The sequence below is a fragment of the Lacibacter luteus genome, assembly GCF_004118265.1.
GTDB lineage: Bacteria > Bacteroidota > Bacteroidia > Chitinophagales > Chitinophagaceae > Lacibacter > Lacibacter luteus.
Map to the genome: position 1 here is coordinate 1,009,310 of NZ_SDHW01000001.1, position 26,443 is coordinate 1,035,752.

The 26,443-nt window shown below is 41.3% G+C and carries 22 protein-coding genes; 10 read left to right on the forward strand and 12 right to left on the reverse strand.

Annotated features, from left to right (window positions below):
- The first annotated feature begins 226 nt into the window (after window positions 1-226).
- The 3 genes from ESA94_RS03810 to ESA94_RS03820 all read left to right on the forward strand — a co-directional run bounded on the left by ESA94_RS03810 (window position 227) and on the right by ESA94_RS03820 (window position 3,003).
- Window positions 227-1,453: a PAS domain-containing sensor histidine kinase gene (locus ESA94_RS03810; RefSeq protein ID WP_164972636.1), complete on the forward strand. Its 1,227-nt coding sequence runs from the start codon at window positions 227-229 to the stop codon at window positions 1,451-1,453.
- Window positions 1,454-1,617: 164 nt separating this feature from the next.
- Entirely contained in the window at window positions 1,618-2,028 is a 411-nt protein-coding gene (locus ESA94_RS03815; RefSeq protein ID WP_164972638.1) for a glycine zipper domain-containing protein, read from the forward strand.
- 51 nt (window positions 2,029-2,079) lie between these two features.
- Complete coding sequence (locus ESA94_RS03820; RefSeq protein ID WP_129129523.1) at window positions 2,080-3,003, forward strand: CvpA family protein; 924 nt, start codon at window positions 2,080-2,082, stop codon at window positions 3,001-3,003.
- Here ESA94_RS03820 and ESA94_RS03825 read toward each other — a convergent pair.
- Complete coding sequence (locus ESA94_RS03825; protein WP_164972639.1) at window positions 3,000-4,178, reverse strand: sensor histidine kinase; 1,179 nt, start codon at window positions 4,176-4,178, stop codon at window positions 3,000-3,002. The two genes, ESA94_RS03820 and ESA94_RS03825, sit on opposite strands and share 4 nt — an antisense overlap.
- A gap of 422 nt (window positions 4,179-4,600) precedes the next feature.
- Here ESA94_RS03825 and ESA94_RS03830 point away from each other — a divergent pair, with 422 nt between their 5' ends.
- Window positions 4,601-4,801 (forward strand): dodecin family protein, encoded by a 201-nt coding sequence (locus tag ESA94_RS03830; RefSeq protein WP_129129525.1) that lies wholly within the window; start codon window positions 4,601-4,603, stop codon window positions 4,799-4,801.
- Between the two features lie 53 nt (window positions 4,802-4,854).
- Here ESA94_RS03830 and ESA94_RS03835 read toward each other — a convergent pair whose 3' ends face one another.
- Window positions 4,855-6,993, reverse strand: coding sequence for an elongation factor G (locus ESA94_RS03835; protein ID WP_129129526.1), 2,139 nt, complete (start codon window positions 6,991-6,993; stop codon window positions 4,855-4,857).
- 135 nt (window positions 6,994-7,128) lie between these two features.
- A complete protein-coding gene (locus ESA94_RS03840) occupies window positions 7,129-7,476 on the reverse strand; it encodes a hypothetical protein (protein WP_129129527.1) in 348 nt (115 codons plus the stop codon).
- A 199-nt stretch (window positions 7,477-7,675) separates the two neighbouring features.
- Here ESA94_RS03840 and ESA94_RS03845 point away from each other — a divergent pair, with 199 nt between their 5' ends.
- On the forward strand, window positions 7,676-9,088 hold the full coding sequence (locus ESA94_RS03845) for an OmpA family protein (RefSeq protein ID WP_129129528.1): 1,413 nt from the start codon (window positions 7,676-7,678) through the stop codon (window positions 9,086-9,088).
- Between the two features lie 82 nt (window positions 9,089-9,170).
- Here ESA94_RS03845 and ESA94_RS03850 read toward each other — a convergent pair whose 3' ends face one another.
- Together ESA94_RS03850 and ESA94_RS03855 are read right to left on the reverse strand one after the other, a co-directional pair.
- On the reverse strand, window positions 9,171-9,602 hold the full coding sequence (locus ESA94_RS03850) for a VOC family protein (protein ID WP_129129529.1): 432 nt from the start codon (window positions 9,600-9,602) through the stop codon (window positions 9,171-9,173).
- 333 nt (window positions 9,603-9,935) lie between these two features.
- Complete coding sequence (locus ESA94_RS03855; RefSeq protein WP_129129530.1) at window positions 9,936-10,388, reverse strand: nuclear transport factor 2 family protein; 453 nt, start codon at window positions 10,386-10,388, stop codon at window positions 9,936-9,938.
- A gap of 343 nt (window positions 10,389-10,731) precedes the next feature.
- On the opposite strand from ESA94_RS03855, the gene ESA94_RS03860 reads away from it, so the two are divergent.
- Both ESA94_RS03860 and ESA94_RS03865 read left to right on the forward strand, forming a co-directional pair.
- Complete coding sequence (locus ESA94_RS03860; RefSeq protein ID WP_129129531.1) at window positions 10,732-11,244, forward strand: YkgJ family cysteine cluster protein; 513 nt, start codon at window positions 10,732-10,734, stop codon at window positions 11,242-11,244.
- Between the two features lie 169 nt (window positions 11,245-11,413).
- Entirely contained in the window at window positions 11,414-13,156 is a 1,743-nt protein-coding gene (locus ESA94_RS03865) for a tetratricopeptide repeat protein (RefSeq protein ID WP_129129532.1), read from the forward strand.
- Between the two features lie 159 nt (window positions 13,157-13,315).
- On the opposite strand, the gene ESA94_RS03870 is transcribed toward ESA94_RS03865, so the two are convergent.
- From ESA94_RS03870 to ESA94_RS03880, 3 genes are all read right to left on the reverse strand, one after another.
- A complete protein-coding gene (locus ESA94_RS03870) occupies window positions 13,316-14,368 on the reverse strand; it encodes a formimidoylglutamase (RefSeq protein ID WP_129129533.1) in 1,053 nt (350 codons plus the stop codon).
- A 171-nt stretch (window positions 14,369-14,539) separates the two neighbouring features.
- A complete protein-coding gene (gene hutI / locus ESA94_RS03875; RefSeq protein WP_129129534.1) occupies window positions 14,540-15,781 on the reverse strand; it encodes an imidazolonepropionase in 1,242 nt (413 codons plus the stop codon).
- 85 nt (window positions 15,782-15,866) lie between these two features.
- Window positions 15,867-16,445: a fasciclin domain-containing protein gene (locus ESA94_RS03880; RefSeq protein WP_205755901.1), complete on the reverse strand. Its 579-nt coding sequence runs from the start codon at window positions 16,443-16,445 to the stop codon at window positions 15,867-15,869.
- Between the two features lie 334 nt (window positions 16,446-16,779).
- On the opposite strand from ESA94_RS03880, the gene ESA94_RS03885 reads away from it, so the two are divergent.
- Both ESA94_RS03885 and ESA94_RS03890 read left to right on the forward strand, forming a co-directional pair.
- Window positions 16,780-17,298 (forward strand): YdeI/OmpD-associated family protein, encoded by a 519-nt coding sequence (locus tag ESA94_RS03885; protein WP_129129535.1) that lies wholly within the window; start codon window positions 16,780-16,782, stop codon window positions 17,296-17,298.
- Between the two features lie 161 nt (window positions 17,299-17,459).
- Window positions 17,460-17,750: an isoamylase early set domain-containing protein gene (locus ESA94_RS03890; protein WP_129129536.1), complete on the forward strand. Its 291-nt coding sequence runs from the start codon at window positions 17,460-17,462 to the stop codon at window positions 17,748-17,750.
- 94 nt (window positions 17,751-17,844) lie between these two features.
- Here ESA94_RS03890 and ESA94_RS03895 read toward each other — a convergent pair whose 3' ends face one another.
- The 3 genes from ESA94_RS03895 to coaD all read right to left on the reverse strand — a co-directional run bounded on the left by ESA94_RS03895 (window position 17,845) and on the right by coaD (window position 21,412).
- The gene (locus ESA94_RS03895) at window positions 17,845-20,412 is read right to left on the reverse strand and encodes a cation-translocating P-type ATPase (protein ID WP_129129537.1); all 2,568 of its coding nucleotides are present in this window, start codon (window positions 20,410-20,412) and stop codon (window positions 17,845-17,847) included.
- Window positions 20,413-20,503: 91 nt separating this feature from the next.
- Window positions 20,504-20,935, reverse strand: a complete 432-nt coding sequence (locus tag ESA94_RS03900; protein WP_129129538.1) for a hotdog fold thioesterase — start codon at window positions 20,933-20,935, stop codon at window positions 20,504-20,506.
- A gap of 3 nt (window positions 20,936-20,938) precedes the next feature.
- Entirely contained in the window at window positions 20,939-21,412 is a 474-nt protein-coding gene (gene coaD / locus ESA94_RS03905; protein WP_129129539.1) for a pantetheine-phosphate adenylyltransferase, read from the reverse strand.
- A 145-nt stretch (window positions 21,413-21,557) separates the two neighbouring features.
- Here coaD and ESA94_RS03910 point away from each other — a divergent pair, with 145 nt between their 5' ends.
- Window positions 21,558-22,637 (forward strand): patatin-like phospholipase family protein, encoded by a 1,080-nt coding sequence (locus ESA94_RS03910; protein WP_129129540.1) that lies wholly within the window; start codon window positions 21,558-21,560, stop codon window positions 22,635-22,637.
- Between the two features lie 198 nt (window positions 22,638-22,835).
- Here the strand turns inward: ESA94_RS03910 and smc are convergent, their stop codons facing one another.
- Entirely contained in the window at window positions 22,836-26,354 is a 3,519-nt protein-coding gene (gene smc / locus ESA94_RS03915) for a chromosome segregation protein SMC (protein ID WP_129129541.1), read from the reverse strand.
- Between the last annotated feature and the right edge of the window lie 89 nt (window positions 26,355-26,443).

Here is a 26,443-nt window from a genome sequence, read left to right on the forward strand (position 1 = left end):
CTGTTTTAAAAAAAGCATCCTTTTCAGGGTGCTTTTTTAATATAACTTTATTTTTAACACCCTCGGAATGATTGCCGTCACCCGGAGCACAAACAATCCTCATAAAGCCCCCCTTTCGCAGCTTATAATTTTACTCCCAATAATAAAATGCATGCAAGTTGCACCACTACTTACAACACTTAAAGTTCTAAATGCCAGAAGAAGCCCTGCGCTTACAATTACTTGCATGTACTTAATTACAGGTGTATTCTGGATTATCTGGAGCGATACCATTGTTATGCACATTGCAGGTAACAACAATGCCCTGTTACTTGAACTGCAGAGTAAAAAAGGAATCCTGTATGTAGTACTGTCGGGCATTTTGTTGTTTTTCATCAGTCATCGCCTGTATAAACGTTTACATAAGACCGACAAGCAAAAACTATCGCTCCAACAAAAAGTAGAAGCACTCAACAGCACCAACCCTGGTGGCATGATTGATTACGACCTGTCTGCGAACGAGGTTCAGATGAATGAAAAGATGAGCTTTTTTGCACCAGCCAATGAACTTGCTGAAAACAGTTTTCTGCATGTATTGTTAAACCGCATCCATGCAAACGATAAACAAAGAGTACGTGCAGAATACGATACTGCTGTCAACTCTTCTGCCAAAACATATACTACCGAATTTAAACTGCTCGGCTCCGACAATAACTATTATACCGTTATATGCACACTCTTTCTTATCCGCAATAAAGAATGTTTGCTTGAACGGTTGATCGGCGAGATCAGAGACATTACACAGTTACGTAATCTGCAGGCCGAATATTATAATCAACAATTAAAGCACAAGCATCGTCTTGCATCTACCATCATCAAAGCACAGGAAAACGAACGCAACCGATGGGCAGAAGAGTTGCACGATAATATTTCGCAAATGCTGGCTGTTACCAATCTTTATCTCGGCAATACGCAGGTGCAAAAAGATAACAACATAACAATGATTGAACAGGCTAAAAAATACATCACCGAAGTTCAGCAGGAAATCCGTTTGCTCTCGTCAAGTATTAAGCCTCCTTCTTTTCATTCAACAACATTACAACAGTCGATTGTACGGTTAATGGCAGATATTAAACGTATTAAAAGGATTGAGTTCAGCTTTACCGAAGACCCTGTAGCCGAATCGGCAATGAGTGATGAACAAAAACTGATGGCCTACCGTGTAATACAGGAACAGTTAAACAATATTATCAAGTACGCTGAAGCTACACATATAGAAACACAGCTGTGGTGCGAAAATAATCTTGCAGTTATCTCTATTAAAGACAATGGCAAAGGCTTCGATACAGATAAAATAACTACCGGACTTGGTTTCAGAAATATTCAGAGCCGTTTACAACTCTATAATGGCAATATGCATATCAATTCAGCTCCCGGAAACGGTTGCGTGCTTACTGTTTCGTTTCAACTCTAAAAAAAAACTACAGCAGTTTGTTAAAATAACATGTTGTGCTTTGTTTGATTTTCAGCTATCTGCTCCCTTCCTTTTTCTTTGCTTTAACATTTTTAATTATTTCTGGCATGCTTTTTTTAGATGCTGTACAGGCAACCGATTTCTTAACCTGTAAAGCAAAAGTTATGAAACAATTATTTACAATTTTATCTGCAATGGTTATTATGGCAGCATGTAAACCAAAAGCAGAAACAGACCAAACAAAAGTATTATCGGCAGTTGACTCGGCAGAGTTTGCAGCTTTCCAGGAATGGAAAGAACAACAGGAAGCAAAGAAAAATGCAGAAACAAAAACTGTATACGTTGTACAAAAGCAAGCAGCCGCTACAACATCGAACAGTACAACAACTGCAACACGTAAAAAATGGAGCAACGCAACCAAAGGTGCAGTAATTGGTGGCGTAGGTGGTGCCATTGTTGGTGGTGTGGTAAGTAAACGTAACCGTGCAGCCGGTGCTGTAATTGGCGGTATTGTTGGTGGTGGTGCAGGTTATGGTATTGGTAAAACAATCGATAACAAACAAAACAATCAATAATTAAACTTTAAGCGGCAATCGTTGATTGCCGCTTTTCTGCTTTGTATCCGTATGAATTATGTTGATGTTTATACCATCGTATTATTAATTGTTGCTGCGTACATTGGTTTCAGAACCGGCGCAGCAAAACTTTTTAGTGAAATAATTAAATGGATCGCTTCGGCCGCTATTGCTGTACTGCTGCCTCTTTACATTAACAGCAACAGCATTTCGGGCCAGCCGTTGCTGAAAGATTTCTATCTTCCTTTATGCATGTTCACGTTGTTCCTGCTTACCTATCTCCTGCTTTCCTTTATTCAACAATTACTTACAAAGAATGCAGGCAACAGCAAGCATTTAACAAACCGCATTGCAGGTATTTTTCCCGGCTTATTACTTGGAGTGTTGGTGGTAACCGTAAGCAGCAGAATTGCAACCCTTACAGCCGACAGCAGCGTTGCCGATGAAGTAAAAAGCAGTTTCACTTACAATGCGACAGCACCTTATATCAGTTTAACAGAAAACTATATCAGTCCACGCATTGCAAATGTTACAGCCGGCGCAGAAACAACAAACAGCAATGCAGAAGTATATGCAACAGCATTGTTTAAACATAGACCCGACCTGGAATATCAGATGTTGCAATTGTTGAACAAAGAAAGAAAGCAAAGAGGGTTAAGTGCGCTGCAGGCCGATGAACCCTTACGTAAGGTTGCAAGACAACACTCGGAAGACATGTTGCGTCGTGGATATTTTTCGCATGTATCTCCTGAGGGGAAAGACCCGTTTTACAGAATGAAAAAAGCTGGCATTCAATACAAGCTTGCAGGCGAAAACCTTGCTTATGCTTCAACACTCAGCAAAGCTCACACAGGATTAATGCATTCGAAACTGCACAGAGAAGCTATTTTAAACCCTAAGTTTAAACGGGTTGGAATTGGTATTGCCGACGGAGGTAAAAACGGGTTAATGATTTCGCAGGAGTTTAGAGATTAATTGTTACCGGAAGAATATATCTCCTTTTTTACGATCGGCAATTGCACATGTAATTCGTTTAATCCATTTGCAGATTCTACAAAACGCAAATGCCCGTTCATACCAATTACACGATAGTATAATGCATTACGGAAGATTTCATTCTCTTTATCGGCAAACCAGCGATCAGCAGCATTGTCACTGATAACAATATGCACGCCTGCATCAATCGTTATTGTAATGTTTACTTTAGTTATAAGCGGTTGTTTTAACAACACCTGTAACCAAGCTTCTGTTATACGTACATAACTTATCAATTGCAAAAAAGAAACCGACGAACTATTACCGCTGATAAGTAATTCAACATCCAGTCCATCTTTTTTATTCTTCTCTAACAGATCTTCCATTAACAATTGAAGATTGGATGTTTCGAGTGTAGAAGGACTGAAATTATACGAGAGATTTTTAACGTTATCCATAACCTGCCTTATTGCTTTTTGTGCTGCAGCAATAAATTGTACATTTTTTTCATTGCCATTATCGGCCATGGTTAAGTATAGCCGTATGGCTGCAAGATCCTGTGCAATATTTTCGTGCAGTTCTTTTGCCATTAATAATTGCGCCTGATCGTTCTCTGCAATAAATTCCTGTAAAGCCTGGTCTTTTAATGATATTAATCGAGCGGCTCTGTCTTCAATAATCTTTGTTTTTAATCGTAGCTCCAGCAGCTTTGTAACCTGGTTCGATAATATTTCCAATGCGTGTTTTTGAAAATCGTTAAGTGTACGTGGTTGCTGGTCTATAACACAGATAGTACCAAGGTTCTGGCCTGTTGGCGATACAATTGGTGCTCCTGCATAAAAACGTACATGCTGTTCTCCGGTCACAAACGGATGATCATCGAACCGGATGTCTTTTGTCATATCCTCCACAATCATTAATTCGTTATGCAAAATTGCATGCGAACAAAAGGCTACATCTCGACCGGTTTCTTTAACATCAAAACCTTGTTGCGATTTATACCATTGCCTGTCCCGATCAACCAGACTAATCATGGATACGGGGCAATTGCAAATTCTGGCAGCCAGCTCACGCAATTCATCAAACTCTTTTTCAGGGGGAGAATCAAGAAGATGGTATAGATGAAGATCGGCCAACCGGACGTCTTCAAATTTGGGTAATTCGGCGACTAACATAAAAAAAATTGGGTACGGTAAAATGGTCAATATCATCTACGCTGATTCTAGCCGACAGGATTTTGCCACTTACACCTTTATCAAAAAACAAATGAATACACTTATTTCAACTAAACTGCCCATTAATTAATGTGCCCGCTAAACACAAAAAAGTTCATTGTCGCAGTTGCTCTTTTACATCTGCAAATTTCTTATATAAAGACGACATTGCATACATCCGCCTGCTTTCGTTTGTTCTTATTTTGGGGATATAAGTAGTAGTACTTAAGCCTTATAATAACTGTTCAGTTGCTCCGGCAAACAATCAACTACACCGCAGTTACAATACATTAAGTGCCGGCAAAAAGAGTGCTTGCAAACACCGTAAGCAAAGAGTAACTTAACATAGCAAACAATTTCCTTACACTTTAAAACAAGTAACGATGCCTATTGTAAAAATTATTGAAGTAATTGCTTCTTCAGAAAAAGGAATTGATGATGCCATACGACAAGCTGTTGCCGAAGCATCGAAAACCGTTCGTAATATCGATTCGGTTTATGTGCAGGACATAAAAGCACATGTAAAAGACGGACAGGTTACCACTTTTGGATGTGTTTGCAAAATATCGTTCCGTATTGAGTAATAAAAAAAATCCTGCCGTTGGCAGGATTTTTTTTATTCAGACTTCAGAATTACTCAGGCCATCATTTCTTCCTTCGCTACCTTACTGTAATCATCAGCAAGTTTACGTTGTACTTCAAACGGCACTGCTTCATAATCGAGAAAATGCATTCTGAATTTTGCACGGCCCTGTGTAAACGAACGAAGGTTACTGCTATAATCCTGCATTTCGGCCAATGGAACTTTTGCCATCACTTTTGTAAAATGACCTTCGGTATCCATCCCTTCCACCAACGCTCTGCGTGTTTGCAGATCGCCAATTACAGAACCGGTAAGATCTTCGGGGCATAACACTTCTACATGATACATGGGCTCCAGCAATTGCGGATCGGCCTGTTGAAATGCCTGGCGAAACGCCTGCAATCCTGCAATTTTAAACGAGATATCATTACTGTCTACTGCATGCATTTTACCATCGAACACGCTTACCCGTACATCACGCACAAACGATCCTGTTAACGGACCCTCCTGCATTTTTTCCATTACACCTTTAAGAATAGATGGCAGAAAACGTTGATCGATAGCACCCCCAACAATGCAGTTGTAATAAACCAGCTTACCACCCCATGGCAGTACATGCGTTTCTTTACCACGTACGTTTAAACCATCGGGCTCAGGCATTCCTTCGTACCAGGGTTCTATACGCAAATGCACTTCGCCAAACTGGCCACTGCCACCACTTTGTTTTTTATGCCTGTACATACTTTCGGCACTCTTACGAATGGTTTCTCTAAACGGAATGCGTGGCTTAATAAACTTCACATCCAGCTTATGCTGATTTTCTATTTTCCATTTGGCTACTGCCAAATGCATATCGCCCTGGCAATGGATGAGTGTTTGTTTTAACTCCGGCGATACTTCCACTTTAAACGTAGCATCTTCGTTACGCAGTTCGTGTAATGCGGCAGAAAGTTTTTCTTCTTCACCTTTCTTTGTGCTTTCAATTGCCATGGTAAGATTTGATGCAGGAAAAACAATCGGCATCAATTCCATATCCTTACCACGCTCGTGCAACGTGTTATTTACATGTGTGTTTTTCAGTTTTAAAGTAGCACCAATATCGCCTGCCACCAACTCGTTTACCTGTGTGCGCTTATTTCCTTCAACAACAAAGAGCTGATTGATTTTTTCGCTTACACCGGTGTTTTCGTTTACCAGTTCCATCCCTGTTTTAATTGTACCACTGTACACTTTAAAGAAAGAGAGTTCGCCTACATGTTGCTCGGTAACTGTTTTAAAAACAAAAATGCAAACAGGTCCGTTTGCATCACATGGAAGAGTATTGCCGGCTTTTGTTGTTTGCGCAGGCATTTCGTTGGCACTGGGACAAACATTATCGATAAAGCCCATTAATCGTCCACTTCCCATATTGCGTTCGGCAGATAAACAAAACAGCGGAAACAGATCGTGATGAATCATGGCTTTTTTCATGCCCTCTTTAATTTCATCTTCATCCAGTTCGCCTTTGTCGAAATACTTCTCCATAAGTGTTTCATCGTTTCCGGCAACAGCTTCAATTAATTCTTTGTGGAGCAGATCGGCTTTTTCTTTTTCATCGTCCGGTATTGCCATTTTCTCCGGTTTACCGCCAGAGTCTTTAAACTTATACATTGTCATGCGGAGCACATCAATAATTTCGTGAAAGCCTGCTCCCTGCTGACGTGGATATTGCACCACTGTTATATTCGATCCAAAATGCGCTTTGGCTTCGGCAACCGTTTTATCAAAATCAGCAGTTTCATCATCCAGTTTATTAACAGCAAAGATCATTGGTGTTTTAAACTGTTCGGTATAATCCCAGATTATATCTGTGCCTACTTCTACACCATGTGCTGCATTCAGGAGCATAACACCGGTGTCGGCAACTCGCAGTGCGCTTATAACTTCGCCCACAAAATCGTCGTAACCCGGTGTATCAATGATGTTTATTTTATAGCCCCGCCATTTACTATGGAGCAGTTTCGAAAAAACAGAGTTGCCTCTTTCCTGTTCCAGTTCGTGATAATCGGCAACGGTATTTCTTTCGGCAATGGAGCCACGGCGGTTAATAATGCCTGCTTCGTAGAGCATGCTTTCCGCTAATGTTGTCTTACCGGAGCCGGCATGGCCCAGCAAGACAATGTTTTTTACATGTGAAGTATCAAAGTCTGCCATAACATTCAATTTTATATGGTAAATAAATGCCTGCCCGCATAATTGCTGCAGGTAGATGCTTGTACAGATGGATACAGATAGAATTGAATGGGTGGCTGTTGAATGGGAAGAGTGAGGTGTTTTACAAAGAGCTTTTTATGCTTTCGCTATAAAATGCATAAAATCGCTACGCAGTTCGCTTAGTGTGCTTTGCAACACCTCGTACTGTTCGTGTAGTTGTTCGTGCTCCTGTAATGCTTCGGGAGATAGTTGACCGGACATACGCATTTCTTCCATTTGCAGTCGACGGTCGTGTGATTTGATCGCTTGTTTCAGATCGTGGATATTGATCTGTTGAATGTAAAACTGGTTGTGATAATGTTCCACTTCGGTAAGGACATCTTTGTCTTTTTCGCCGCTGGCCATAAGTTGAAGCTGATCTCTCAGCTGACTCATTTCGTTACGGCAGGAACGCAATTGCTCTCTCCAAGAGCTGCATTCCATGTTAAGCTGTGTTGTGTCTGTTGAAACCATGGGAAACAGTTTTAAAAAGTGAAGAATATTGTTTCATCAAAGAGCTACTTAAATGTACGTTACCCATTTGAGATTTCCTATAAAAAAACATATGATTTACGCACAAAAAGAAACTGATTTTATACCATAAATGAGAACGGAACGTTAATTTAGCACCTAATAGATTTCTATGAACCAAACCCGCTTACTAACTGCAGTACTCACCTTGTTTGTGTTGAGTACAAACGCCCAAGCCCCTTCTAAAAAGAAACAGCAACTGCTGTCGTACAATCTTAGTCTTTCCGATTACGAATTACCCGGATTAATAAAAGATTCTTCGGCAAGTAAAGCATTTAATCAAAATACCTGGTATAAAGCCGGACGCATGTCGTTTGGTGTTGGTGTAAGCTACTGGCGTGGCCTTACCAGTAATATCGATTTTTCGGGCAGCCTTACCGGAACGTTTTCCAACTTTCCCGCCAATTTTGTAAAAAACGATACAATCGGGCAGGCTGGTTTTTCCACACAGCTGGATGCGTTGCTGCATATGCGTGCCTTTAAAGAAACTGCACCTGTAAATCCTTTTTTAACCGCAGGTATTGGCATGGGTTATTTTCCCAAACAATTTGCGGTATATGCTCCTTTGGGTGTGGGTTTGCAGTTTCGTTTTAAACAAGGCGCCTACTTGTTTACGCAAATACAATGGCGTAAAAAAATTACGGCGGGCATTACCAACGATTATATTTACCACAGCATCAGCTTTGCGCAAGACTTTCCTTTTGGAAAGAAGAAAACAACTGCTGCTCCTGTTGAGCCGATACCAGTTGAACCTGTATTGCCACCCGACAGCGATGGCGATGGTTTTGCAGATGCCAACGATAAATGTCCGGATGTAAAAGGAACATTAAACGGCTGCCCCGATACCGACGGAGATGGTGTTGCAGATAAAGACGATGCTTGCCCCACAGCCAAGGGTACACTCAATGGTTGCCCCGATACGGATGCTGATGGCGTTGCAGATAAAGATGATGCATGCCCAACAGAAAAAGGACCGCTCAATGGTTGCCCCGATACAGATGCTGATGGCGTTGCAGATAAAGATGACAAGTGTAAAGATGTTGCAGGTCTTGCACGTTACAATGGCTGCCCTATACCCGACAGCGATAAAGATGGTGTGAACGATGAGGAAGATAAATGCCCCAACCAAGCAGGTGTTGCTGCCAACAATGGTTGCCCTGAAATTAAACAGGAAGTAAAACAGAAGATTGACTTTGCAGCAAAACATATCCTGTTCCGGTTTGCAAGCGATGTAATACTGCCAGAATCATTTGCATCGTTAAATGAAGTGGTAAAAGTATTACAACAAAACCCGGCACTTAAACTAAGCATTGCTGCACACGCCGACAACTTAGGTACACCTGAACGGAATATGATGTGGAGCGAAAGAAGAGCAAAAGCAGTTGCCGATTACTTCATAAGCAAAGGCATTACAGCCGACCGTATTACATTTAAAGGTTATGGCGATACGCAACCTGTTGCAAGTAACAGCACAGCAAAAGGCAGAGCCGCCAACCGCAGGGTTGAAATGAAAGTGGATTATTAATCTGCTCAAATGAATATAAACACAAAGCCTTCCAAATGGAAGGCTTTGTGTTTATTGAGATTATTTACAGCTGTACTGCTTTCTATTTTTGCTGCAGATCGTAATTGATCATCCATTCAATACCGTATTTATCTCTGAACATACCAAAATATGCTCCCCATGGACTATCGGCCATAGGCATCTCTACTTGTCCTCCTGCTGAAAGGCCGTTAAACAAATGATCGGCTTCTTCTCTGCTTGCTGGAGCAACGGCAATTTTACTTCTTGTTTCCTGTTCGCTGTGTTTACCCATTACAGAAGGTGTATCACTTCCCATTAACACACTGTTGTTACCAATGGGTAAAGCAACATGCATAATCTTTTCGGTTTCTTCTTCCGCAACAGGAAAACCGGAGGCTGCCATGTCTTTAAATCTTGACAGCATTGCGAACTCGCCGCCAAATACCGATTTATAAAACTCAAATGCTTCTTCTGCATTGCCGTTAAAATGGATGTAAGGATTGATCTGTGCCATGATGTTTGTTTTTTTATGCGTTCGTATATTTTCACCAAACCTACTACTTTGCAGTTGCAGCTGCAAGCCGTACTGCGACAAAAACAAGGCCGTTTGCGACAGGCGCAGTTTTCTTTAGAACAACTCAGCTTTTAACCGCTTCGATACAAACCACCGACGATGGACAACAGACCTTTACAGATTTATTGTTGGGCCACTACCCGCAACAGGCAACGCTTCAGCCTTGATTCATTTCTTCACCAACCTTTTCAATTTTATTCCTGCCGGAGAAGACACGAGCAGAGGCATTAGATTCCGATAACTATCGGGATTGGAATTTTTGTGTTTTGATTTTTAATGTTGCTGTACATCGTTAAACTGCCAGAGCACATTGATAATCTTCCATGCACCGTTCAACTTCACAATATGCATATAATCGATCCATTCGTCTGCAATTAATTTAACGGAGGCTGTTCGTTCAGAAACATCGAGTAAGATCACTTCTTTTTTGGGAGAAGCAGGAAACTTATCACCCTTTTTATTATAGCTTTCTGCCAGCAGAATCATCGACTCTGTTGTTGTTTCACGTACATAATCTTTACCTGTGGCTTTGTCTTTCCAGAATGTTCGCTTTACCATACGGGAATGCAATGCACTGTCCATTAACCCTGGGTTGGGTTTGTGTTGCGATTCGATATAAGCAAGAGCAGCTTGTCTTATTTCCAGGCTATCCTGCTTTGTTTGTGCAGAAATGATGTTAACAGAAAGAATGAACAGAAGCAATAAAAATGTAAGCTTTGGTTTCATGTTAGCGATTTAACTGTGAATATTTTTCGGCTGCAAATTTATTTTGATTGCTGAGAGTAACAAGCAACAGCCAGCGATGTTTCGTTAATGATTTGTTGTATTGAAAAATCTTTTTCTTGATGACAGGAGTCTCCTCCACTGTTTGCTGCACATACCTTTCGTTTGGAGGGGACTGCAACCTGCAAAAAGGATAACAGACGATAGACCGCAGAACATCAACGTTTGATTGCTTGGTTATCACTCATACCACCCCCGTAACAAATCCCATCCCGATAGCTATCAGGCCCCAAATCCTGCTTCCCTCATCCTCCATCAAACCACTACCTTTGCGCAAATTATTCTATTGCAACTACAACTTTCTTTACAGGCGATACTGGAAACAGCAACTGCAAAGCAACAGGAAAACGATCGCTTTGTACAACACCTGAAACAACTCAACGAAGATGAACTGGATGCAGAAGTGCAACGGCTCGACAACGTTATTTCGCCACAGATAAGTTGTACCGATTGTGGCAACTGTTGCAAAGGATTAATGGTGAACATTACTGCCGAAGAGGCCGACAGAGCTTCTGCTCACCTGCACATGAGCCGTGAAGCTTTTGATGAAAAGTATGTAGAGAAGGGCGGGCATGAACTGATGATCCTGAATAAAATCCCCTGTCACTTTCTTTCCGATAATAAATGCAGCATTTATGAAGTGCGTTTTGCAGGCTGTCGTGAGTTTCCTGCATTGCATCTTCCACAGTTCAACCGCAGACTGTTTACAGTTATGATGCATTACGATCGCTGCCCCATTATTTTTAACGTAATGGAAGAACTGAAGAACACTACGCATTTTAATGCAGAAAGCAAGTAGGAATTAGGAATGATAAATGAAGAATTAGAAATGAAAAAGCAAAAAACCTCCTGCTTTGCTTCAACATTCGATTATTGAATCATTGCCCGGCACTCACAACGCTCCCTCCCGAATTATCTGCTTGCATCTCTCCGCTATTTATTGTAGTTTTTTGCTTCAATCATTTACTATGGCTATCCGTTTGCTGCTGCTTGCATTACCTGCTTTTGTTACTGCATTTTTTGCTGTACAGTTAACCGAACGTTTGCACACATCGAAACAGTTGACGCAACTGCAAACCTATAAACAACAACGCAGCATCCGTTGCACGCCCGACTGGAATGCATTGAAAAACTTTCTCGACGAAGTGGATATTCCACCCATTGCAGGTGCCGGCTCATGGCAATGGAAAATCACTACGCAAAGCGATAGTGCACAGTTTTATTTTAACCAGGGCATGAACATGTATTATGGCTTTCACATTATTGAAGCAATGGCGTCGTTTAAAAAAGCAGAAAAGTTTGATGCAGGCGCTGCCATGATCCATTGGGCGAAGGCATTGGCTTACGGACCGAATATTAACGATGTAGGTTATGCTGCTTCGCCCGATGCATTAACGGCTGTTGCAAAAGCAAATGAATTTGCAGCTAATTGTACTGCTGTTGAAAAAGGATTGATCGCAGCACAAACCATTCGTTACAGTGCAGACAGTACACAAGCAAGAACACATTTGAATCAGTTGTATGCTGACAAGATGAAGGCCCTATACGAACAGTTTTCCAACTCGGCCGACGTTGCTGCTTTGTATGCCGATGCGTTGATGTTGCAGCACCCCTGGGATCTTTGGTTTACCAATGGCACACCCAAAGAATGGACAGCACGCATACGTACTGTGCTTGAAAAACTACTTGCTTCAACACCCGATCATCCAGGCGCCAATCATTATTACATTCATGTAATGGAGCCATCGCCTTATGCTGCATTGGCTACTGCAAGTGCCGATCGTTTGGGTAAACTTACTCCGGCACTATCGCACATGGTGCATATGCCTTCGCATATTTATTTGCGTACAGGTAATTACAACAAAGGTGTTCGTGTAAACGAAGAAGCTGTTGCCGGGTATAAAAAAATATTGCAGGTATTTGCACCGGCTGCCGGTGCCGATTTTTTATACGTCATTCATAACCTGCACATGCAAGCCAATCATGCTATTATGATGGGCAATAAAAAATATGCTGAAGAGAGTGCAGAAAAAACAGCAGCAAGTATTCCTGCCGATTATTTATTGATGGAAGGTGCAATGGGCAACTATCTTCAATACATCTATTACACATCGGTATTGGTAGAGGTGCGTTTTGCAAACAGTGTTGCTTTGCTTACCATGCAACCGCCTCCTGCAAAACAGGTTTATGCCAATGTGCTTTATCATTTCGGCAGAGGCATGGCATTTATACAATTGAAAAAACTGCCCGATGCAAAACGGGAGTATGGTTTGTTGAGAGCGTTGTTGAAAGATGAAAGTCTTGCTGTACCGTTTACGCCCTTCTCTCCTGCCATTGACGGTGCAAAAACAGCTGCCGATCTGTTGGCAGGCAGTATTGCACTTGCGCAAAACCGTACTGCCGATGCCATTGCTTTGTTCGGCAATGCAGTTGCTACGGAAGAACAAATGGTGTACAACGAACCAAGAGACTGGTTGCTGAATCCAAAACATTATTTAGGTAATGCCTTAATAAAAGCAAAAGAATGGAAAAAAGCTGAAGCAGTTTTTTTAAGCGATCTGAAAAACAACAATCTGAATGTATGGGCTATTACAGGTTTGCTTACAGCTTACAAAGCGCAACAGAAAACAAAAGAAGCAGCTGCTTTAGAAACGCAATTAAAAGAAGTGAATAAACAAACGGATATAAAGATTTACGGAGCGGTGATGTAGAGAAGTCCATAGACGACGGGCGACAGACCACTGCTGTTTGTAGAATGAAAAATACGAAATGAAGAATAACAAATTATCACTAAAGTGTCTGACGTTTACAACGTCTTGCCGCCATCGGTCATCATTCACCATTCACTACTCACCATTCACCCCACCCCGTCACATTTCCAGGCTTGCTTTAATAAAGTCGCTTACAAGATAGCTTATAAGCTTTCCAATGGTTTCACTTCTTCTTCCATCGTTTAATGCACTTGCGGCTTCGCAAATATGCAGGTAAGCAACTTTTGCATCTGTTGCTGCAAAGTTGAGGTATTGCCTTGCATGTATTTCATCAATACCTACAGGTGTTAAAGCACTGCTTAGTGTTTTACGTATGCAATCCATATCCAGTTCAATACCGGTAAACGTATCTTCTGTAAAACCTGTAGCATGTGCTACGGCCTGTATAAAGTTTCTTTTTTCATGCAGAAAAATATCTTCGTATGTAATTAAATCGATAAAGGGATTGTTTACAATATCGATCCATACATTTTGCGGAATATAATTTTCATGCACACCTATCACACAATATTTCTGTAAGTAGCCATCTTCTTCTGCATAACGGAATGCATTGCCGCTGTGCCTTCCTTCCAACGGACGGTAATCGGTATGAGCATCCAGGTTAATACAGTTGATTTGTGCCAGTTGAACTTTATTGATCTTGTGCAATCCTTTTGCAGCACCTTTTATTAAAGGATAAGCATTGTTATGTCCGCCACCAATTGCAATGGGTATTTTGCCATACGATGTAATCAGTTTTGTTAAGGCTTCTACTTCATCATCAATACTGTTTACTGCATGTCTGTAAGCATCGAGCCGTTCTTCGTGCCCGTGTGCATTTTCTTCGATTAGATGTTCTATATGATGAAAATCGAAATGTCCTAAGAGCAACACTTCATCCCCTTGCAGAAAATCGTTGCTCTGCGTATTTAAAAAGGCAGTTAAAAAAGGAAACCATGCTGTATGTGCGCCACCAACCCCATCATTTGCTTTTACACCAATATCTTCGGGTATACCAAACAAAGCAAAACGGGCAGTAGATGTTTTTAATATCTCTTCGAACTGTTCTTTGTTATTGGGCAGTTGAACACGTTCGCCAAGCTTTGTTTCAAAACGACGGATCTTCGTAAGCGTAAGTACATCTTCTTTGTTGTAATAACGGAACGATTGCATATGGCAGTTGGTTTGTTTCTGTAATATAACTTATTTCAATCAACTAAGTTCAGTGCGTCATAGTCCATTTTTTTTCTTGCATCCAAACTCACCCCTTTCAACCTGTTTGATTGTTTAAATACATTCTCCCCTCCCTGGACGGGATGTACCTGCACGATAGTTGTTAATACATCAACGAAAAAACTCTCCACCAATCATTACACGATCAATGAGGTTACTGCCAAACGCATAAGGAAGGTAAGGAAGTGAAGGAATAGACCTTGTAAAAATAAGATTGGCCCGTTTGCCTACAGTAATACTTCCAACCTCCTGTTCAAGATTCATAGCAAAAGCGCCATTGATGGTTGCAGCGTTGATGGCTTCTTCGGGCAACATCTTCATACCAATGCAACTCATGCTTACTACAAGATTCATATTACCCGAGGGTGAAGAGCCGGGATTAAAATCGCTGGCCAATGCTACTGCCGCACCTGCATCAATGATTGCACGGGCAGGTTGATAAGGCATGCGCAGAAAAAAAGCTGCTGAAGGTAACAGCGTACCAATAACATTCGACTGTGCAAGGTCTGCAATGTCTGCATTCGTCATTGTTTCTAAATGATCGACTGAAACAGCATTCAGCTCAATAGCTTTTTGCAAACCACCAATGCTGTGCAGCTGGTTTACATGCAGCTTGGGTTTTAATCCATATTGCATTGCAGCCTTGCAGATCTCTTCCATTTCTTCAACAGAAAAAAATCCCTTTTCGCAAAACACATCCACAAAGTCTGCAAGATTTTCATCGGCAATTACCGGCAGCATTTCGTTAATGATCGCATCAATATATCCTTTGTGATCATCTCTGTAAGCTAACGGATACGTATGGGCGCCAAGAAAAGTTGATACAACAGGTATAGGTGAGGTTTCTTTCAGCTGCTGAATAACACGCAGCATTTTCAACTCCGCTTCTACCGATAAGCCATAACCGCTTTTTATTTCAATGGCACCTGTGCCAAGACTTATCAACTCTTCTAATCTGCTCCATGCCAAACGCAACAACTCCAATTCACTCATAGCCGCAAGTTTTGCTGCAGAGTTTAAAATACCTCCACCCTTTGCGGCAATGGCTTCGTAACTCACACCTTTGATCTTATCAACAAACTCTTCTTCTCTGCTTCCGGCAAATACAAGATGTGTATGGCTATCGCACCAGGCAGGTAAAACAAACTGTCCTCTCGCATCAAAAGTCTGTTCCATAGAATTTGCCCATTCGCCCAAATGTTTCATTTCGCCATAAGCTGCAATTACGCCATCGTTAATTAACAGGTAAGCATCTTCAATAACAGGCAACTGTGCAAGCTCTTTCCCACGCAGTAAAACATTCTCTTCTCTTACGCCAACCAGTTGCTTAATATTTGTAACAAGCAGTGTCATAATTTTAAAAGTAAGTGATTTCTTCCGGTAAAAAGAAAAGCCCCGTCTAAAAAAAAGACGGGGCCGTTATACCAAGAAAACCAACTTATTTTTTAGCGGCTGTTACCTGTTGCATTGGCATTGCTACACCATCAACAATATGAATAACACCGTTGCTTGCCATAATATCGGCATTGGTAACATAAAATGCATTACCTGTTTCATCGGTCAACTTTACTTTACCTTCTTCTACCGTTGCTTTTAATTTACTGCCTGCCAACGTGGGCAATTCAACCACACCATTACCATGTTTAATAGCAGCCATTAATGTTACAGAATTCCAGTTACCACCTACTACATGATACTTCAATGTTTTTGCCAGATCGGCTTTACTCTTCATAAGTTTTGTACGATCTGCGGCAGGAATTTTATCGAACGCTGCATTGGTTGGCGCAAACACCGTGTATGGCCCGTTCATCTTAAATACTTTTACAAGATTAGCATCAGTAATTGCTTTTACAAGCGTGGTATGTTCGGGCGAACCGCCGGCAATATCAACAATATCCTGCTGAACAGCTACAGGCATTACTTCTGCTTTTATCGATGAGTCCTGCCCTTTTACTGTTACAATAGATGCGATCATTAAAAATGCTGTTGATGAGAATGCAAATAGAATCTTTTTCATTGCTTACTTTTTTTGCGTTTTAAATTGCCAACTGTTATTCACTGAAAAACCATGCTGCTATACATAAGCTTATGCTGCTTCATAATTTTCCGGCTCATTTCATTTGGTGTTGAATTTCTGTTTATGTAGTTTTTATAATAGATGAACTGTTTTGCAGTTTGCACTGCAAAAATTATTCAATACCCTTTCGGGAAGACGTTACGATACGTTTACTTACAGATGGAAAATTGGGGAGATACTTTGTTAACGAAGTTCAACGGATAAAAACAAGAACCATGCCAGCAGAAATAATGTGCATACTTTCCTGCCTGCAAAAAAGTTTGTAAGTTGAACTATGATCAGCTTTGAAACCATCATCAAAAAATTTGAAAAACAGGGCGAAAAAACCGGGTGGACCTACATTCTCATTCCTGCTGCAATTGCTGAAAAAATAAATCCAGGCTGCAAAAAAACGTTTCGTGTAAAAGGAAAATTTGATGCGTTTGCATTTGATGCCATGACTTTGCTGCCGATGGGTGAAGGCGATTTTATTATTCCATTAAAAGCCGATGTACGAAAAGCAATTGACAAACGTGCAGGCGATAAACTGAAAGTACAACTCGCATTACAAGCAAAAGCATATGAAATTGCTGCCGATTTTATGGAGTGCCTGGAAGATGAACCGAAAGCTTTACAACATTTTCAATCGTTAGCCGGTTCGCATCGTAATTATTTCAGCAAATGGATTGAGAGTGCCAAAACAGAAGAAACACGCACAAAACGGATTGTTCTTGCAGTAAATGCATTAGCAAGAAAGATGGGCTATCCTGAAATGATTCGTGAACAGCAGGCAAAAAACAAACTAATGCGTTAGTTTATACACATAACAGCCGTTAGTTGTTAATAAGAAGCAGGCTGATAAAGGGTTCTCGTGGGTTACCTATCTTTGTTTCCGGTATAAAAAGCGGAAATGTTTATTTCCATAGTCTGATTAATTATTTATTCAGGTAAACAGTAAACCTAAAACAAACATAAATGATCCAAAAAACTTACTACAAAACAAAGGACTATTGCAAGGTGAAGTTTTCATTTAAACCTGAAAGTGCAGATTCAGTAGAAGTGCTTGGTTTAAACAGCGACTGGAACAATCCTTTGGTATTAAGCAAGAAAAAAGATGGTACTTTCTCAGCAGAGATCAACCTGCCAAAAGAATCGAAACACGAATTTAAGTACCTGGTGAATGCTACCGATTGGGTAAACGAACCCGAAGCCGATGAAGAACAACCAAACGCCTTCGGCGGCGCTAACAGCGTTCTTGTGCTGTAACACTCTTCCCCCACATTAAACGATTGCTTTTTTAAAACGGGATCTGATAATAATTCAGGCCATGAGAATTGTTATGTCTGTACCCTTTTGCTTTTTATTTCTGCAGTTTGCTTTTAATAAATTTTTCAAACTCTACTGCATGAAATACAATTGCTGCTGCACCAATACAAATAGCCAACTCCTGCAACGTTAATGGCTGCGTTTTAAATATTGCATTTGCATACGGCAAATAAATTACACCTAACTGCAATACAAACGTAAGCAATACGGCTCCCAGCAATTCTTTATTACTGAGTAATCCCTGTTGAAACAAATACCTCCGTTCGCTTCGTATAGCTAATACATGACCAAGTTGCGCCAGCGATAAAACAGTAAACACCATTGTTTGCCAATGTGCACCACTGTGGTTAATACTCCATGCCTGTATACCCAATGTAACACCGGCCATTAATAAACCCACCCATACAATATGATACCCGATACCTTCGGAAAATAAACTTTCATTGGTTTTACGTGGCGGGCGTTGCATAATATCTTTCTCTGCTCTTTCGCCTGCAAGCGCAAGCCCCGGCAAACCATCTGTTACAAGATTGATCCAGAGAATATGAATGGGCAATAACGGAATGGGTAAGCCAATCAAGGGCGCAAGAAACAACGTCCATATTTCTGCACCATTACAGGTCATAATATACTTTACAAACTTGCGGATGTTATCGTAAATCCTTCTGCCCTCTTTTACTGCTTTTACAATGGTGGCAAAATTATCATCAAGCAAGATCATGTGTGCTGCTTCCTTACTTACATCGGTACCATTAATACCCATTGCCACACCAATGTTGGATGATTTGAGCGAAGGCGCATCATTCACCCCATCACCCGTCATCGATACAAAATGATTTTTGCGCTGCAGTGCTTTTACAATATTTAATTTTTGCTCGGGTGATACACGTGCATATACACGGATCTTTTCTACCTGTTCCTCAAATTCATCGGCTGCTATCGACTTCAACTCTTTACCCGTCATTACCAGATCGTTCTTTGTAAGTATGCCGATCTCTTTTGCAATAGCCGCTGCGGTTGCCGGATGATCGCCGGTGATCATTACCGGATGAATACCTGCAGCTTTACATTCTGCAATCGCTTGCTTTACTTCTTCTCTCGGCGGATCAATCATACCAACAAGCCCGGCAAATTGCAGATCGGTTTCAACATTTTCATAACTGAAAGGTTCGGGTAATTCATTCACCAGTTTAAAACCAAATGCAATCACACGAATGCCGTTCTGCGACCACTCATCTGCTGTTCGCAAAATCGCATCTGTATCGATCCATGTTTCAAGAGAAGCCGTTACCGATTCAACAGCACCTTTAGACAGAACAAGGTATTGCTGTTGGTAACGATGTACAGTGGTCATACATTTTCGATCGGAATCGAATGGAAGTTCGGCTATACGTAGTAACACAGTTTGCAGTTCCTGCAGTTTAGCAACACTATGTTGGATTTGAAAATATTCTACCAATGCAATTTCGGTGGGATCGCCAATGAGTTTTTTTTCTTCTGTTTCTTTTACATCATGATTCAATGCAATGGCCACATCAAAAACAGAAAGACTATGGAGATGTAATGCTGCCTGTTGTTCGCCCTGCACCTGCACCACTTTCATTTTATTTTGTGTAAGTGTGCCTGTTTTATCGGAGCAGATAAATGTTACCGAACCTAACGTTTCAACAGCAGGCAATTTTCTTATCAATGCATTTTTCTTTACCAATCGCTTGGCACCTCTTGCAAGTGCAATGGTAATTAATGCAGGCAATGCTTCCGGTATTGCTGCTACTGCCAGCGAAATAGATACCAGCAGCATGTTCAATGGTTTTTCGCCACGCAGCAAACCAATGGCAAATAACAACAAACAGATAAACAGAATGATGTAGGAAAGCTTGCGGCCAAAATCGGCCATACGTTTTTGTAACGGTGTTGCTGCTTCATCCTGCTGCAACATGCGTGCAATTAAACCAATTTCGGTTTGCATGCCTGTAGCAATCACAATTCCTTTTGCCCGGCCATTTGTTACCAGTGTGCTTTTAAATCCCATGTTCAAACGGTCACCAATTGGCATATCGATCTCGCCCATTTTCTGTTCTGTTTTTTCTGCAGGAACAGATTCGCCGGTTAATGCCGATTCATCAATTTTTAAACTGAAAGTTTCAATCAAACGCAAATCTGCAGGTACAACATTACCTGCTTCAAGTAATACCAAATCACCGGGCACAAGTTCTGCTGAGGGCAGTATAACAGGTTTCCCATCACGCAAAACCTGCGCCTGCAAGGCTGCAATTTTCTTTAATGCTTCCATTGCTTTTTCTGCACGATACTCCTGCACAAAACCAACCACTGCATTCAGTATAACAATGATGAGAATAATAATGGTATCGGTAAGATCGCCTGCAATACCTGCAATAATTGCTGCAACCAGCAATACAAGGATCATAAAATCTTTAAACTGTTGCAGAAACAAAACCCAGGCTGGTTTCTTCTTTTTTTCCTGCAGTTCATTAGGACCATACTCTGCAAGTTTCAACACTGCATCTTCGGTTCGCAAACCATTTTGCGATGAACCGGTTACAGAAATAACTTCGTCGGTAGGGAGATAATGCCAATTCATAAGGAGTATTTACAGGTAATGTTCGTAACTGTAAGTTACAAAAACATTAAGCAATTACTACTTACCGTTACTTACAGAAAGCTGAATAGCGTCAGGGCTTTTTTAAAATGGCAACAGTAAGACGACTTACACAAACAAGTTTTTCCCGTTCGTCGTAAATCTTTATATCCCATACATGCGTACTTGCTCCAATGTGAATGGGAGTAGTAATACCTGTAACAATTCCACTGCGTACAGAACGGATATGGTTGGCATTGATCTCTAAACCAACACAAATAAATTTTTCCGGATCGATGATCTTTGCCGAAGCAACACTGCCCAATGTTTCTGCAAGCACACAACTTGCACCACCATGCAACAATCCATATGGTTGGTGTGTGCGATGATCGACAGGCATGGTTCCTTTGATGTAATTATCACCAACTTCAGAAAACCGTAAACCAATTACATCTGCAATGGTATTGGCTTCCATACCTTCAAAATCAGCAAGCGATAAATTTTGTTTGAACCAGATAGCAGCCATCGCTTATTTGTTTTGCACAGCCTGATTTACGATCGGCGGAAGAAAAGGCGATGCATCGCCACCGTTGCGTATAACATCACGCACCAATGTTGAAGCAACCGATGTGTATTGCGGTAAACAAGTAAGAAAAATTGTTTCGATATTATGATCAAGACTGCGGTTCATATCGGCAATTGCTTTTTCGTATTCAAAATCGTTTACGTAGCGGATACCACGCAGAATGAATTTTGCATTTACACGTTTGCAGCAATCAACAGTTAAGCCTTCATAAACTACCGAATCAACACGTGGTTCATCTTTAAAAATAGATTGAATCCAGTCCACTCTCTTTTCTTCGCTGAACATAGGCACTTTGGCTGCGTTGCGGCCAATGCCGATATACAGTTTATCGAACAGATCGAGCGATCGGTAAATGATATCAAGATGGCCGACGGTGATAGGATCAAATGTTCCCGGAAACAAGCAAATACGCTGCATGCAATTGATTTAGGTTCCGAATATCGAACGAATCGGTCATATAACAATGCAACGCCCCTGTTTATTATGCAAACGTTTACGGTAACCACATTAAAGTATTTTAAATGCGGGATCAACTTTGTATTTTTCTGAAAACAACCTAACCATGAGCAACCGCAGTACATCTAAAATAAGAATCCTCAGTATTGACGGCGGAGGAATACGGGGCGTTATTCCCGGAACGATTGTGGAATATCTTGAAACACGCATTCGTGCAGTAACAGGCAATAAAGAAGCAAAAATTGGTGAGTACTTCGATATGATTGCCGGCACCAGCACCGGTGGCATTCTTACCAGCATTTATTTAATGCCTGATGAGAAAGAAACGGGCAAAGCAAAATTTTCTGCTACCGATGCCGTACAACTGTACATGAAGTTTGGTAATAAGATCTTTCACAAAAAATTCTGGCAGCACTTTAAAAATTTCAGTTTCTGGAACGAAAGTTTCCCTTCTGACAATCTGGAAGTATTGCTGGAGGAGTACCTTGGCGACACATCACTTAGCCAGATGATCAAACCATGTGTGATTACTGCTTATAACTTTTACGAACGAAGAGCCGCCTTCTTCAACAGTGCCAACTCCAGAAAAATTGGTGGCGAAGTGCGTGATTTTAAAATACGAAATGTGGCAAGGGCAACCAGCGCTGCTCCTACTTATTTTGAACCGGCCATGATCTACAGCTTAAGTGAAGCACCGCAGTTTTTAATTGATGGTGGTGTGTTCGTCAACAATCCTGCATTGTGTGCTTACAGCGAAGCAAGAGGTTTAAACTTTAGCGATCAGCGTGTATTGTTTGGCAACTATAAACAACCAAAGCCCGATAAGCCTGCAGCAAAAGACATGTTGCTTGTAAGCATTGGTACAGGAAGCAGTAAAAAGAAATATGAGTTTGAACAACTACGCAATGCCGGTTTAATAAAATGGCTACCCGTGCTTATTGATATTATGATGAGTGGCAACAGTGAAACAGTGCATTATCATCTTGTACGTATGTGGGATACATTAGATGATGCAGACAAACAGGATTACTATCGTATTGAACCCGACCTGAAAACGGCATCGCCTGAAATGGATAATGTGAGTAAGAAGAATCTGAAGTTATTGAAAGAAGCCGGTGAAAGTTATGTGTTTGAAAACACAGAAAAACTGAATGAGATTGTTGATAAGCTGTTGTTGTATAATTGATGCCATCCCGTGAACGAGGGATCTGCTTCATCTATGTACTAAAGCCAAACAAATTCCTCCTAACGTCGGAAAGACAGCAAAACTCAACTCCCCTCCGTCATGTCGACGAAGGAGACATCTCTACAACTTAAGAGTTGATTACAAATAAAAGAGCCGAAGCAATTGCTTCGGCTCTTTGTTATAACACAAATACATTCCTTAATTCAAATTCCTGAAATCCACCGGCACCAGTTTACTTACACCGGCTTCCTGCATGGTTACACCATAGATCACATCCACCGCACCCATTGTTTGCTTGTTGTGCGTTACAATAATGAACTGTGAGTTTTCGCTGAACTTGCGGATCATGTTGGTGAACTTACCTACGTTGGCATCATCCAATGGTGCATCCACCTCATCAAGGATACAGAACGGAGCAGGCTTAATAAGATAGATCGCAAACAACATCGCTGTTGCTGTTAATGTTTTCTCACCACCACTCAGCTGTGTAATACTGCTCGGACGTTTACCTTTTGGTTTCGCCACAATATCAATTCCTGTTTCAGCAAGGTTCTCCGGATTTTCCAAAACCATGTCGGCCGTATCATCATCGGTAAACAAGGCCTTAAATACTTTCTGGAAGTTTTCACGCACCTGGTTAAAGGTTTCGAGGAAACGCTGGTTGGCGGTTGCTTCCACTTCCTGGATGGTTTGCAGCAACGATTCTTTTGCAGTAACAAGATCATTCTTCTGTTCAAGAATAAACTCGTAACGCTTGCGCATTTCTTCAAACGCTTCGATCGCTGTCGGGTTTACCTCGCCGAGGTTTTCCAAACGCTTTTTCATACGATCTACTTTCGCCTGCAAGTCTTCCTGCGATTCATCGCCTGTACGGTCTTCTTCAATTACTTCTTCAAGATTTACTTTAAACTCAACCTGCAAACGTTCTTTGGTACCGCTTAACTGCAATTTAAGATCAGTGAGTTTATCTTTTATTTCGCTGAGAGAATGATCAACCAGTTCTTTCTCTTTTTGTTTGCTGCGGAGCTCACTTTCTTTTTCGCCCAATGCATTACGCAGATTGTAATAGTATTGATCGGCTTCGTTCAGCTTACGCTCTTCGGTTTCTTTGTTTTGCAACAAGGTCACCAATGCATCCTGTGCATCCAGCAAGTTCGCTTCACTATCGTTGATCTGGTTGGCAGCTTCATCCAACGCAGCAGAGTTCGTAGTTACCTGCAATTGCAGATCCATTAACTGGTTGCGTTTAAACTCAAGCTCTGTTTTCAGCGATGTTACCTTGCTTTGTTGGCGTGTTACATTGAGGTTATAATCATTGTACGATTGATTGGCTTCACTGTATCCACGTTCTGCCGCTGCATATTCCTGTTCAATAGCTTCCAGTTTACCTGCAAGCTCATCGAGTTGTGCATTGTATTTATCCAGCTCATCACGGTGCTGCTGTTGGTTTTCCTGCACTTCTTCCTGCTGCAGTTCCAGATCTTCCAAACGCTTTACCGCATTGGCTTCCATACCACGCAGGTTTTCCATGCGGTTATCCAAACCATACACCTGGTTCACCAATTGATTGATGGCTGATTCGGTTTCTTTGATCGCATTTTCTTTCAACTGCTCGTTGAAACCGATCACTTCGTTGTGGCGCATCTGGATAGCATGTTTCAGATCGAGCACCACTGTTTCCTGTGCTAAAATTTCTTCGTGTAAACGTTCCAGATTTTTTGCACGACCGAGTTTCTTTCCTTCAAACAAACCAACGCTGCCACCACTGAGTGAATATTTTCCTTTGAAGAACTTACCGGTCTTCTCCAGCACCACGCCATTAAAACCAACAGGTAAATTATTTTCATCTTCTGCAATCACTACCTGTCCTAACAGATAGTTGATGAGTGATTGATATTTTGCATCCACTTCCACCACACTCAATGCAGCAATGGTTCCTGCAGGAACTTCATTCAATCCTTGCTGACCATTGAACTGATCGAGCATAAAGAAGTTGGCCTTTCCTTTCTGGTTGCCATGTAACAGATTCACCGCTTTCAACGCATCATTCATATTACCCACAACATAATAGTTGAGGTATTGCTCCAACAGGTTTTCAACTGCTGTACGGTATTCTTCTTTACAATAGATCACATCACTCAACAATGGCGATTCTACATTCCAATCGGGATTGTTATGTAAGAATTTCACACTGTCAGGATAACCTTCCATTGAGTCAACAAGACTCTTCAGAAGATCGTATTCATTTTTCTTTGAATCGAGTTTACGGTTTTCATCGGCCAGCTGGTTACGCAAACCTTCCAATGCCGATTGTGTTTGCAAAATCTGTTCTTTGGTGAACTCGTGTTGCTCCTGCAGGTTTTGTAATTCTTCTCTGCAGTTTGCCAGCTCATGTTCTTTCTGCTGTTTATCTTCTTCCAGCTGTTGCAACTGTTGTTTGCGGTTGGCTTGTTCTTCTTTTAACTGGAAGATGGTGCGTTGCAGGTTTTGAATAGATGTTTCGCCAACGGCTACATTCTTCTCCGCTTCAAACTGACTGCGTTGAATAGCCTGGTTCTCTTTACGGATCTCATCAATACCGCTGCGCTTTTCATCAAACACTTTACGTGTGCTTTCAACAGCACTGCGTAAGGTATCCAGTTGCGAACCCAAATCGTTCAGCTTTACTTCTTCTTCCTGAATTTGTAAATCGGTAAACTGAATACTTTCTTCAATGCCTTTTAACTGTCCGCCTGCTTTTGCTAAGAAATCCTTTAAGCTGGTTTCTTTTTCTTTCAGGTAATGCAAACGCTGCTGCGCCAGGTTCTTTTCGTTTTCCTTGGTACGCAGGTTTTGCAGAATATCATTAAACGAATGCTGCATTGAATGCAGCTCACGTTCTTTTTCAATAAAGCCTACTTTCTCCTGTTCAATCGCTGCTTCATCGGTAGCGATCTTTGCTTCCAGCTCAACTTTCTTATTCGTTTCTTCGTCGTGCTGTTCGTTGAGAGTTTTCCAGGTAAGGTTAAATCCTTCGAGAGCCGCTTTCGCCAATTCAATACTTACTTCACGGTATTCTTTTTTGATCTCGTAATACTTCTCTGCTTTCTTGGCCTGGTTCTCCAGTGTTTTCAACTGGTTGTTGATCTCGAACAACAGATCTTCAATACGGGCCAGATCCTGTTCAGTAGCATCCAGTTTATTCTTGGCTTCTTTCTTACGTGTTTTGTAGATGGTGATACCGGCAGCCTGCTCCAACATGCGGCGACGGCTGTTGTCCTTATCCTTGATGATATCATCCACCATACCCAATTCGATGATGGCATAGCTATCGGTACTTACACCAGTATCGAGGAAAAGATTTTGAATATCCTTTAAACGGCATTGTACATCGTTAAGGCGGTATTCACTCTCACCACTTTTATAAAACTTACGGGTTACTGTTACGGTGCTGAATTCGGTAGGCAGCAGGTTACGGGTGTTCTCAAACGTAAGACTCACCTCGGCCAAACCCGAAGCGCTTCTTGTTTTGGAACCATTAAACACCAGGCTCTCCAGGTTTTCACTACGGAGATGGCTGATCTTTTGCTCACCAATAACCCAGCGGATACTGTCGATAATATTGCTCTTGCCGCAACCGTTGGGGCCAATGATGCCGGTTACACCTTCATCAAAACTAACCACAGTTTTATCGGCAAAACTTTTAAAACCCTTGATTTCTAAACTCTTTAAACGCACTATTTTTCAATTTAGGAAGGCGACAAATATAGGCGATTCGGGTTGCAAAAAAATTTACCCTTTTTGCATCTTATCAACAGTTTGCTGTA